Source organism: Caldithrix abyssi DSM 13497 (assembly GCF_001886815.1).
Lineage (GTDB): Bacteria > Calditrichota > Calditrichia > Calditrichales > Calditrichaceae > Caldithrix > Caldithrix abyssi.
The window spans coordinates 4,577,133-4,589,174 of sequence record NZ_CP018099.1 but is presented as its reverse complement, the minus strand read 5'-3'; the positions used below and the strand labels follow the sequence as shown (position 1 = coordinate 4,589,174).

The window sequence follows — 12,042 nt, the reverse complement described above, 5'->3', positions numbered from 1 at the left end:
GAAAATTTACGGACATTTAACAATAGTCCTTCGGCCGGGACAGGGCGTAGGGTTGAAAGAATGTTTTGTTTAATAAGGTGGGGCCAGGGGTAGCGCCCCGGGCCCAATCAGCGGTTTGTACTTTGACGTGGCGAGCAAATAATGGCAACTTTACTGCCATTGAAGCTTGCCGCCATCTTTTTCTACCGGTTGGAAAATGGAATCGGTTGAATTTGGAATATTGGCAGTAAGTAAAACCTGATTAATCTTGATTTTAACGGGGGGTATTGTGACGAATGAGGTTTACGCTGGCCAAACCGTTTTTTACTTTAAAGCGCAACTTATAAAGATGAGAGGGGACGATCATGCGCACTTTATTTAACCGTTTAATGGTATTGGCGCTATTTTCACTGTTTTGTTTAAGCGCCGTTCATGCCAATTCACATAAATTTTCTTCTTATCGGCAGGCCATTAAGCCCCGGCTGTCAGCCGGGGGCGAATTTAATCTGTATCGTCAAAAAGGACTACTGAAAGAGCGGGCAGGCTTAACCAATGTCCACAAGCAAAACCAGCCCTCTGCGGCCGAAGCGCTCCCTTTTATCGATGGGCCGGTAACCGAAGCCATTAATTATGACACGGATAAGGCGTACAACGGCTACGCGCAGACGCCGCCGGACAACACGGGATGTGTGGGGCCCAATCATTTTCTTCTGGCAGTAAACACGGCCATTGAGTGGTACACTAAAGTTGACCGAATTCTGGAGCACAGCGAAGGATTGAATGATTTTTTTGCGGCCACCTCGCCTACCGATCTGTTTGATCCGCGTGTTGTTTATGATTTTTATAATAATCGTTACGTCGTAATTGCCGATGAACAGAGCGACACGGGCAACATTAATTACATTCACATCGCCGTTTCGGCCACAGATAATCCCAACGATGGCTGGTATTTTCAGCGAATTGCCACCAAATTAACGGTTAACGGGCTGGAAACATGGCTTGATTTTCCCGGGCTGGCGGTCAGCGCGGAGGCCATTTACATTACGGGCAATATGTTTAGCTTTGGCACTAATCTTTATCAGGCCTCAAGATTGTGGATTTTAGACAAAGGTTTGTACAGTGGAACGGATACCTCTCAGGTTTGGGTCTATGATCCTTCCAGTGAAGCGGGATTGAGCGAGCAGGCCTTTACCTTAATGCCGGCCATTATGTCCGGGCCGCAGCCAACGAGCGCCAATGGAGCGGTGGGCACCTTTTTGTACAGCGCAGAATGGGACGACGGCGCCGGTAATGACGACCTGATTGCCATTTTCCGCGTGGATGACCCGCTGGGCACGGCAGGCGGACCTTTTTTTAACGTGCAGTTTTTGAATCCGGGGCAAATTCACGATAATTCTGCGGGCGTGCCCGAGGCCCCGCAAAAGGATAGTAATATTAAAATCGACTTTGGCGATGATCGCGCGCAGAGTTGCTTCTGGAGAGGGGACACGCTTTTGGGCGCATCCACTGTAAACCCGCCTTCGGGAGACGACGCCGGCCAGGCAACGGTTTTCTGGTTTGCGGTCAACACCTCTGATTTAAATAACCTGGTACTGGAACAGCAGGGATTTATCGGCGCGAATGATATTCAGGTGGATGCTTACACCGGCTATCCGGCGATTGCCGCAAACTACAAGGGCGATATTGGCATTGGCTTTTCGGTGGTGGGCGATTCCATGTACGCCGGTTCCTATTTTACCGTCCATCAAAGTACAGATGCCCCGGGAGAGGTGCAACCCACACAACTGGTTCACGAAGGTCTTGATTATTATGTGCGCACCGGTTTGCCCATTCATATTGGCAACCGCTGGGGAGATTACAGCGCCATTGCTCTGGATCCTGATAATGCCTACAATTTTTGGGTTTTTAATCAATATGCCTGGACGCGCGGCGATTACGATCCCTTTGCCCAGGAAGACGGCCGCTGGGCAACGGCTTTTGCTAAAATCGATCCCAGCGGAATTCCAGCAGCCATGGCCGGTAGCCGGTCTGCGCACCAGCCGCTGGATTTTTCATTGTTGCAAAATTTCCCCAATCCGTTTAATCCGGCGACGACCATTTCTTTCCGCTTGGGTAAACAGGCTAACGTAGAACTGAATATTTACAACGCACAGGGAAAGCTTGTTGCACGGCTGTTAGAGGGACAAAAAAATGCGGGCTTGCATCAGGTGCAATGGGATGCCACTGGATTCAGCTCTGGCATTTATTTTATTACGCTTAAAGTAAACAGCATGGGTGTAACGCGCAAGGCGATGTTGTTAAAATAATGTTCCATTGATTGTTTTTTCATGGGTCGTCCTGAATTATTTTTCGGGATGACCTTTCTTAATGGTATCGATTCGTCATCTTTACTTGAAAATTTGTGGACGTTAACTCATCGTGCATTACTCATTACGAGGATGCATGCCCTGTGGGCTTGCTCTGTGAGCCTACCCTGTGATTGTACTTTTTTCATTCCGGGCGCTCTTCGTGGATGGTTGAATGTGGAGCGAGACGCTTTGAAAGGTTCGTTTTGTTTGGTGGCAGAAGCGGAGCGTTCTGTCAGAGCGCTCCGCTTGCCCGGCGGAGGTCATGGCCCGGGGCAGCGCCCCGGGCCTACTTACCGCAAGCCCCTGGCCCCATTATCCACTCCATGTGCAAGACGCAAATTCTTCCACTATTGAATCGGTAAAAGAATTTCAGGCCGTACTTTCCCGCTCTATTATTCAACCATCCGGCCAACGGACTCTTTAACTCATATACTCCTTCTTCCCGCCGACAGTGGCAGAGATTCCCAGGGCTGCCCTTCATCTCGCTAGGGCTGGATTTACAAATGACAGTTCAGAAACAATTCAACCAACCAACAGCCCCCACCGCAGCCATTTTTAGGTGCATGAACAAAGCACCATGACTATTCTTGAAAAAGCTCTTCTAATTTCAAAGCGAAGCCCTTTATTAGAGAGGATTGAGACGGCCTTGTTTTTCTAAGTTTTTGCGTCAGAACAAATTTGGTTCCTTGGAGATTTTAAATTTCAATCCACTGCCGCAGGGGATCAACAATCCAGTATTCTTTTACGCCAAATTGTTCGTAAAGCTCTTTTTTATCGAACAAGTTGTAGTAAGCTGTGGAAGGGGGGAGAATTTCGACAACCAGAGCCGGAGCGCCGGAAATATTTTTGTCCGTGACGATTTCCTGCCGTTCTTTCGCAATAAAAATAATATCGGGTTGAAGGACATTTTTTTCGCTTAAATCAACAGCTAAAGGCGCGTGAAAAATCAAACCAATATTTTTTGTTTTACGTAACCGCCTAATTTTAAGAAGATTTCGTCGCTAATTTGCTGATGGATGGTTAAGTGAGAAGGCGTCATGATTAGCTCTCCGTTAATCACTTCGTAGCGCTGTCCATCGTCGGGCAGTTTTAGATATTCCTGATAGGTGAGAGGTTTTGACTTTGCCTTGTAAGTGGAAGCGGTTTCTTTAACTTTCATTACATGCATTTGATTTTTACTGCTGATCATCTGCCGAGAATTTAAAGCCATTTTAACGCTAAAAAAAACGGCGTAAACAGAATACTTAAAGGCCCGTCCTGTGTTCACACGACGGGCCTTTAATTGAAGTGTCGCTCTGAGCGCCTGCTGCTTTGATTTCTATTTAAAAGTGTCTTTTTCTAATGCCTACTTAAGCAAAATAATCTTTTTTGTTTGTATTTGTGTGCCGCTCCCTCCGTCGGGGGTTAGTTCGATGCGGAGCAAGTAGGTTCCGCTTGGCAGCGGTGTGTTCTGATCGGACTGCCCTTCCCAGACAAAGCGGTGAACGCCCCTTGAAACCGTTGTTTGGGCAAGCGATTTTATCTTTTCGCCCTTAATGTTAAAAATAGTGATGGTCAGTCTGCCGTTTGCCGAGGTTTGCACGCTAATGGTCGTTTGCGGATTGAAGGGGTTGGGATACGCGCTGACCAATAACTCACGCTGCGGAAAATGAAGCTGGCTTTTTTTAATACCTGTAGCTGTGACCGTTTGTTGTAAGGAATCGATTACCAGCGGCAGATTCGGAACTTGCTGGTAATAGGCGGTGAAAGCCTGTACTTCGGGCGTATCGTATTGTAGAAGATCAGCTACAAAACGGGGACTCAGACTCTGATAATTCAATTTTACCGTTAAAGTATATTGATTATTTTTGTTCAAACCGCCGATTTTGTAAATCACCGTATCTGTGCCCGAACCGTCACGATTAAAATCCACATCATTTACAGCGCTGCCAATAATGGCTGTGGAATCGTAGGCCGGGCCGTTTACACTAAATCCCTGTGGCGGGATGCGATTGTCTTTAAGATAACCGGCGGCGCGCAACAGCGTGTAGTTGACGTTGTTGTCCACGTCTTTCATCACCGACTGGTAAATTTGCACCTGTTCCGGTTTGGTAATCAGTGTGTAATGCGGTTCGAAAGGTTCGGATAAGTAGCGAATTTCTCCTAAAGCGGCATCCCATGCTCCGGATTCGAACAACACCTGTCCCTGCGCATCGTTTAAGCGCAATTCCAGCCAGGCGCGCCGACTGGGATAGGCCGTGGGAAATTTGTGGCCGGTTTTGTTTTGAACGGCCACTTTTACCAGCAACGTATCACTGGTTATCCATTGATATTCAGCCGAAAGCTCCGCTGTTTCATTCTGCAAAAAGCGAATGGTACGCGAAAGTGTGCTGTCGAGCTGCGCGGTGTTTGCCGTAAGGCCCAGCGCAGTGCTGTGGGCTTTTAATAGTTTCAACATGTAAACATTTCCGCCAACAAAAAAATGCAGGGCATATTCGCTACGCGCCACCAGAGTAGTAGGATGATTGGCAATTATTATGCTCTCGTTAAGTTTTGGCATGTGGCAGGTCTGGCACTGTACATCGCGGGAGGGGAAAACGCTATTTTTCCATTCCAGGTAAGGCGTTTGTTCTGGCGCCTCTCCCACCACATTACCGTCGTTATCCACATAAGGCGTGAACAGAGTGTGGCAGGTGGCGCAGAGCTCCGAGTTTAATGTCTGCAGTCCATGAGTTGGCGTGTAATTTACGCTGTTTTGCATGGGTGAAGTTAAAGGATTCTGAAACGGGCCGTAAATAATGCGGTCGTTCTCGATGAGATAGTGTCCGCTAAAACTTTCGGACAGGCCCAAATTATCACTTTTTATCTGATGGCAAAGCGTGCAGCTTACGCCGTCCAGCGCAAGAGAGTCAAGTTTCATTTCAGCGAAGGTATAACCGGAAGCGCCGTTGTAGATGGCCTCGGTGCGCCCCATGGGCGCATGACAGGTGGTGCATTTGTCTTCAATGACACTTTGCAAATGCGGATTGGCCGAAATTTCCGCAGAAACTTTTGCCTGCCAGAATGGATCTTTCGAGGCGCTGGCCATCATGGTAGAACGCCACAAGGTGACGGGCGAAACATCGCGTCCCTGCAAATCTAACAAAGCGCCTGTGTTGGGGGGACCGGGCTGATGACAGGTGGCACAGTTGCCAGAACCGCTAAACAAAGTAGAGGTTTGGGTGGGCAAGGTTTGCGCCACTAATCCAGTTGAGATCAATCCTACCACAGCAATCAAAATAAATAACCAGCGCATGATACCTCCTTAAATTTATGACTTCATTGTTTTTTACAAAACTTAACCTTGTCTGCGCCTTCCGATGTCACGGGTTGCTGCTCATTATTTGGATACAAATGGTGAACACTGTTATTTTCGGTTCGTTAGTAGCTATCTTTAGAATACTTTCTTCGTAGGATCTGCTCCGTCATGCTGGGATTTGAAAATTTTTATACCGCTAGAGTGGTTGATTGGTTGAATGGTCTCAGGTCTGTCATTCATCTTCTTGCATTTGCACGAAACTAAATCCCGTCCTGTGGGGACGGCTGAAACCGGCGGGATGGACATTCAGATGTCCCTACGGGACATTTTTACATTTGTGTGGTTTCCCTTCCCCCGGCAGTGAACTGCCGCGCTATTCTCAACAATCCCTACGGGATTTAATTTTTTCCCAAACAAGAATTTGACACATCTACAAAAACTTCACACTAAGAAAATGCACCGAACCAGATCACAATCCCGTCCCGTGGGGACGGCTGAAACCAGCGGGATGGAAATTCAGATGTCCCTCCGGGACATTTTTACATTTGTGTGGTTTCCCTTTTCCCGGCAGTGAACTGCCGCGCTATTCTCATCAATCCCTACGGGATTTAATTTTTTCCAAACAAGAATTTGACATATCCTAAAAAACTTCACATTACGTACGCCAATGACCAAACACAGTGATTCATGCGTTTTTAATTTTACCGGCCCTTAATCCGTTGCCAACAGCCAGCAACTCAGAGGCCTCATGGAAGAAAACGGCCGTGGCCACAGACATCATGCCGGCGACGGCTGTAGGAATTAAAAAAAGCAAAACAAGCAAGGAAAAGACGATGTTTTCTGTGCTTACGATGCGAACTTTTTTGCCCAGTCTTAAGGCAAATGGAATTTTTGCCAGGTCGTCGCCCATCAGGGCGATATCGGCCGCTTCAATGGCTGCATCGGTGCCGGCAGCGCCCATGGCAAACCCCACAGTTGCCTGAGCCAGCGCCGGGGCGTCGTTAATGCCGTCGCCCACCATGGCCACGGCCCCATATTGTCGCAGTAGATCTTTCAGAGCGTCCATTTTATTTTCCGGTTTTAAGCTGGCGCGCACATCATCTACTTTTAACTCTCTGGCAATGGCCTGCGCTGTTTGTTCGTTATCGCCGGTTAAAATGGCCACCTTGATGCCCAGACGGTGTAGCTCTTCAATCATTTGAACGGCGCCGGGCCGGATTTCGTCCCGAACGGCGAGCAGCCCTTTAACCTCATGGTCGTTGCCCACGACAATGACCGTTTTCGCCTGTTCGCGCAAGGCGCGCGCTTTTGATTCCAGAGTAGCTGGCAGGGCATTGTTCCCCATCAATTCCGGGCGTCCCACCACAAAAAACTTACCGTTAATTTTAGCCCGGGCGCCGTATCCGGCAATAGATTTAAACTCGCTAACTTCAAGAGCTTTTATGTTTAATTCTTCCGCTTTTTGAACAATGGCTCTGGCCAGAGGATGCTCCGAAAGCCGTTCAATACTCAAAGCGATCTGCAATAGGTCTTCTGTCGAGCCATTAGCCGGAACGATGTCCGTAATCACCGGTTTGCCCATGGTTAGCGTACCGGTTTTATCAAAGGCAATGGCTTTTAATTTTCCAAGATTTTCCAGATGCACGCCGCCTTTGATCAAAACGCCGTTTTTACCGGCCGTGCCGATTCCGGCGGCCAGAGCCACCGGCGTGGACATAATCAATGCGCATGGCGCTGCGGCAACCAGCAAAACCACGGCTCTTGAGGCGCAGAATGAAAGCGAAGCGCCTAAAAGATAAGGGACAATGATCATTAAAAGAGCGCTTACCAGCACCAGCGGAGAATATCTGCGGCCAAAACGTTCGATAAAGGCCTGCGCTTTGCCTTTTTGCTCCTGGGCCTCTTCCACCAGATGGATCATTTTGGCCAGGGTGTTGTCCTGAAAAGTAGCCGTTGCGCGAATTTCCAGCGCGCCTTCCTGATTCATGGTCGCGGCAAAAACAGGCTGTCCTTCTTCTTTCACCACCGGCGTCGATTCGCCCGTAACCGGCGCCTCGTTTACGCTCGAACGGCCTTTAATGACAATACCGTCCGTGGGAATGGATTCGCCGGGCCTGACCAGAAAGATATCGCCCACTTTCAATGTTTCGGCGGGTACGGTTTCTTCTTTGCCGTTGCGCAAAAGGTGCGCTTCTTTGGGCGCCAGGTCCAGCAATTTACGAATGGAAGCCCGTGTTTTGGCGTAGGTGTACTCTTCTAAGCCCTCGGCTGCGCCGTACAAAAAGACCAGAAAGGCCGCTTCGTCCCACATGCCTAAAATGGCGGAACCGATGGTGGCGGCGATCATCAGCATTTCGATGCCGATTTCTTTTTCTTCGATTAGTTTCTCAAAGCCTTCGCGCGTCCAGTGATAACCGCCGATGAACATGGCGATCACGTATAAAGCGATTTCCCATGTCTGGGCAATCAGGCCGGAATACGACAGGGCGAATGTCACACCGGTAATCGCTCCGGCAATTAACGCATTGCGCATGGGCGGATGGCTGTACCACTTGCCGTGGAAACCTTCAGGTTCATGTTGTTTCATTTTCATTAACTCCTTTTATTTAGCTTAAGCGCTAAAAGAACGATTTTGCGTCTCCCTTTTTATAGAGGAACAAATCCCTGTTTTCCACCTCGCTGGAATCCAGGATCGGTTTTTGTGCGCTTTCTGTAGTTTGTTAATTTTGACGACATTATTTCCGTATCCATTCTTTCAGCAGGAATAAATCCTTTTTTAATGTTTTCTTGCTGGAAATAATCGGCGAACGGAACTTTTCGCCTCGGATGCCTTGCCGATAAACGTTTAAATTGCCTTCTGGCAGACGCTCTTTTTAACGTTCAAGCGTCGCCAGAAGGCAGATAAGCAGCGTTAAACCGCATTCTCTCCACGTTCACCGCTGCTGATGCGAATGGCCTCCTGCAGCTCACAAATGTAAATTTTACCATCGCCTCGCAGGCCGGTGTGCGCCGATTTTTCAATGGCTTCTACCACCTGATTGAGCAATTCATCATTGCAAAAAACTTCAATTTTAACATGCGGCACAAAATCAACCAGTTGTTCTTCCAGAGATGCCTTCGTTTTTCGGCCGCGGCCAAAGCCCTTTACGTCAAGCACGGTCATACCGCTTAAATTGTCGATGCGCTGCAACGCCATGGTAACCTCTGTTAATTTGTGCGGTTTTATGTATGCGATTATATGTTTCATTTGTTTTCCCTATTTTTAGTTAAAATTTTAAGAGATGAGTTTCCCGGGCTGAGCATTAATCGACCTCCAGTTCGCTTTCGGTATTGATAGAAAACCACTTGTAAATGGCCGGGATAACCAGCAGCGTAAGGATCGTTGACGTAACCAATCCACCGACCACAACGATGGCCAGCGGACGCTGTACCTCGCTGCCCACGCCCGTTGCCAGCAGTAAGGGAATTAATCCAAGAGCGGTGGTAATGGCGGTCATCAGCACAGGGCGCAGCCGCAAAAGCGCGCCTTTTACCGAAGCCTCATCAATGGGCATGCCGTCTTTTAACAGCTTATTCAGATAGGAAACAAGAACCATGCCGTTTTCCAGGGCAATGCCGAACAAAGCAATAAAGCCCACCGAAGCCGGCACCGATAGATTCTGTCCGAATATCCACAGAGCGGCGACGCCGCCAACCAGCGCCAGCGGAATATTAAGCAAAATAAGAAAGGTGTTTTTCAGAGAACCGAAGCTGGAAAAGAGCAGCACAAAAATGATGATCAGCGTAATGGGAATAACCACGGCCAGCCGCTTGTTTGCCTCCTGCTGCAGGCGGAATTGTCCGCCCCATGTTACCAGATAGCCGGGCGGCAAACTCACATTTTCATCGATGGCTTTTTGCGCCTCGGCCACAAAAGAGCCTATGTCGCGGCCCACCACATTACTCTGAATGGTGATAAAACGCTGGCTGTTCTGGCGCGTAATCTGGCGCGGCCCGACGATCTCCTTGATTTCTGCAATTTGCGCCAGGGGGATGTGCGTGCCGTCTGGCGTTTCAATCAGAATTTGTTCGATTTGCTGCGGCGTGCTGCGAAATTCCGGCGCAAAACGCACCAGTATATCAAAACGTTTAACGCCTTCAAAAAGTTGTCCGGCCACCTCTCCGCCAACGGTGGAGCGAATTACGCTTTGTACGTCTTCCATATTAATGCCGTAGCGGGCGATGGCATGCCGATCGGGGCGTATCAAAAGCTGCGGCGTGCCGCTGATCTGATCGGGCTGCACGTCTGCCGCGCCGGGAACGCGCTGCACTACGCGGGCAATTTCGTCGGCTTTTTCTTTTAGAACTTCCAGATCGTCGCCAAACAACTTGATGGCCAGCTCGGCGCGGACGCCTTCTAATAATTCATCTACCGTCATTTGAATGGGTTGCGTAAAATTAGCCAGAATGCCGGGGATCTCTCCCACTTCATGGCGAATGACATCTTCTAATTCCTGCTGCGTTTTTGCCGTGCGCCACTCATCTTTGGGTTTAAGCAGGATGTACATCTCGGCGCTGTTAATCGGATCGGTATGCGCCCCAACTTCCCCGCGGCCGATGCGCGTAACCACATGCTTCACCTCCGGCACCTGCATGACACGTCGTTCCACAATCTGAGTCAGGCGCATACTCTCGTTGAGCGATATGGATGGCGACATGGTTAACCGTAAAACAATGGTTCCTTCCTGAAGCGTGGGCGTAAATTCTGACCCCAGCTGCGGAAAGATGGCAATGCCGGCCAGTAATAAAACAAGCGCCAGGCCAATGGCTAAAATGCGTCTTTTAATAAAAAAGCGAATGATGGGCTCGTAGGTTTTTTGTAAAAAGCGGACAACCGCAATTTCTGTGGAACCGCTTTCCTTGCTTTGATTTTTTGGCCTGCGCATTAACAAATGCGCAAAAAGGGGCGCAATAAAAAGAGCGAAAATAAGCGAGCCCAGCATGGCCAGCGATACGGTAAAGGCCAACGGCTTAAAGGTTTTGCCTTCAACGCCCTGCAGAGTGAAAAGAGGTAAAAAGACCACGATGATTATGGAAATGGCAAACACAATGGGGCGGGACACTTCTCTGGCCGCTCTGGCCACCACGTGAATGCGCGGTTCATCACGCGAGGAGTTTCGCAGCATGCGGTCCACATTCTCAATCATCACAATGGTTCCGTCAACCATCATGCCGATGGCGATGGCCAATCCGCCAAAAGACATTAAGTTGATAGAAAGATTTAAGTAGCGCATGCCGATAAAGGCAAATAAAATGGAGAAGGGAATGGACAGGGCAACCACCACACTGGGGCGGATAGATCCCATAAAGATAATCAAAATTAATGCCACCAGAATGATGCCCTGCAGCAGTGCATCGGTCACCGTAGAAACGGCCGCCTGCACCAGCGATTTTTGCTGGTAGTAGGGAACGATGCGCACGCCTTCGGGCAGAATTTTGTTAATCTCTTTTAGCTTTTGTTCTACCTTGCTGATTACGGTGGAAGAGTTTGTCCCGTAAAGCTTAACCACCATGCCGGCCACCACTTCTTCTATTCCGTCCCGTGTTTGGACGCCGCGCCGCACAGCGCCGCCGATCTTTATCTCGGCGATTTGCTTCAGATAAATGGGCGTGCCGTCAATGGTTTTAATGACGATGTTTTCAATATCTTCAATGTTCGAAACCAGACCCACCGAACGCACAATGAATTCTTCCGCGTTTTTTTCAATGAACTGCGCGCCCACGTTCAAATTGTTGGCACGTACCTTCTCGATAATGTCCTGCATGGTAACGTCGTAGCGCTGTAGGGCGTTGGCATCGACCACCACCTGATATTGTTTTTCCCAGCCGCCAATGCCCAGCACTTCGGTAACGCCCGGCACGGTTTGCAACTGATATTTGATTAGCCAATCCTGAATGGTTCGCAGTTCGGTTAATGAGTACTGCCCGGTGGTGTCTTCCAGGTAGTAAAAAAGGATTAGTCCCATGCCCGTCGAGATAGGCCCCATCTGTGGATCGCCAAAACCTTCCGGGATTTGCTCGCGCGCTTCCTGCAGGCGTTCATTGACCACCTGGCGAGCAAAATAGATATCAGTTCCGTCTTTAAAATAAATATTGACCACCGATAGGCCAAAATTGGACACCGAGCGGATGGTCTCCAGATTGGGCAGGCCGTTCATGGCCGCCTCCACCGGAAAGGTGACGTATTTTTCAATCTCCTCCGGAGCCAGTCCTTCCGTTTCGGTAAACACCTGAACCAGCGTTGGCGAAACGTCCGGAAAGGCGTCTATGGGCAGTTGTTTGTAACTGAACCACCCTCCGGCCATAATCAATATTGTCAGCGACAAAACCAACAAACGATTTTTTAGTGAAAACTCTATTATTTTATTCATTTTTATTCTCCGGTTTGTTTAAAATCAG

Annotated in this window: 7 protein-coding genes; 1 reads left to right on the top strand and 6 read right to left on the bottom strand. The window is 48.9% G+C overall.

The genetic code is table 11. The features are described 5' to 3' along the window. The first annotated feature begins 344 nt into the window (after positions 1-344). The gene (locus tag Cabys_RS18035) at positions 345-2,285 is read left to right on the top strand and encodes a T9SS type A sorting domain-containing protein (RefSeq protein WP_006927941.1); all 1,941 of its coding nucleotides are present in this window, start codon (positions 345-347) and stop codon (positions 2,283-2,285) included. A 737-nt stretch (positions 2,286-3,022) separates the two neighbouring features. Here Cabys_RS18035 and Cabys_RS20675 read toward each other — a convergent pair. From Cabys_RS20675 to Cabys_RS18010, 6 genes are all read right to left on the bottom strand, one after another. Beyond that, the gene (locus Cabys_RS20675) at positions 3,023-3,277 is read right to left on the bottom strand and encodes a Uma2 family endonuclease (RefSeq protein WP_052304154.1); all 255 of its coding nucleotides are present in this window, start codon (positions 3,275-3,277) and stop codon (positions 3,023-3,025) included. Further along, entirely contained in the window at positions 3,274-3,486 is a 213-nt protein-coding gene (locus Cabys_RS20670; protein ID WP_169833734.1) for a Uma2 family endonuclease, read from the bottom strand. The genes Cabys_RS20675 and Cabys_RS20670 overlap by 4 nt, the downstream gene beginning before the upstream one ends. Positions 3,487-3,672: 186 nt before the next feature. Continuing rightward, positions 3,673-5,601 carry a FlgD immunoglobulin-like domain containing protein gene (locus Cabys_RS18025; protein WP_006927943.1) on the bottom strand — a complete coding sequence of 643 codons (1,929 nt, stop codon included), beginning with the start codon at positions 5,599-5,601 and terminating at the stop codon, positions 3,673-3,675. A 688-nt stretch (positions 5,602-6,289) separates the two neighbouring features. After that, positions 6,290-8,191 carry a heavy metal translocating P-type ATPase gene (locus Cabys_RS18020; protein WP_006927944.1) on the bottom strand — a complete coding sequence of 634 codons (1,902 nt, stop codon included), beginning with the start codon at positions 8,189-8,191 and terminating at the stop codon, positions 6,290-6,292. Positions 8,192-8,515: 324 nt separating this feature from the next. Beyond that, positions 8,516-8,851, bottom strand: coding sequence for a P-II family nitrogen regulator (locus Cabys_RS18015; protein WP_006927945.1), 336 nt, complete (start codon positions 8,849-8,851; stop codon positions 8,516-8,518). Positions 8,852-8,906: 55 nt separating this feature from the next. After that, positions 8,907-12,014, bottom strand: a complete 3,108-nt coding sequence (locus tag Cabys_RS18010; protein ID WP_006927946.1) for an efflux RND transporter permease subunit — start codon at positions 12,012-12,014, stop codon at positions 8,907-8,909. Between the last annotated feature and the right edge of the window lie 28 nt (positions 12,015-12,042).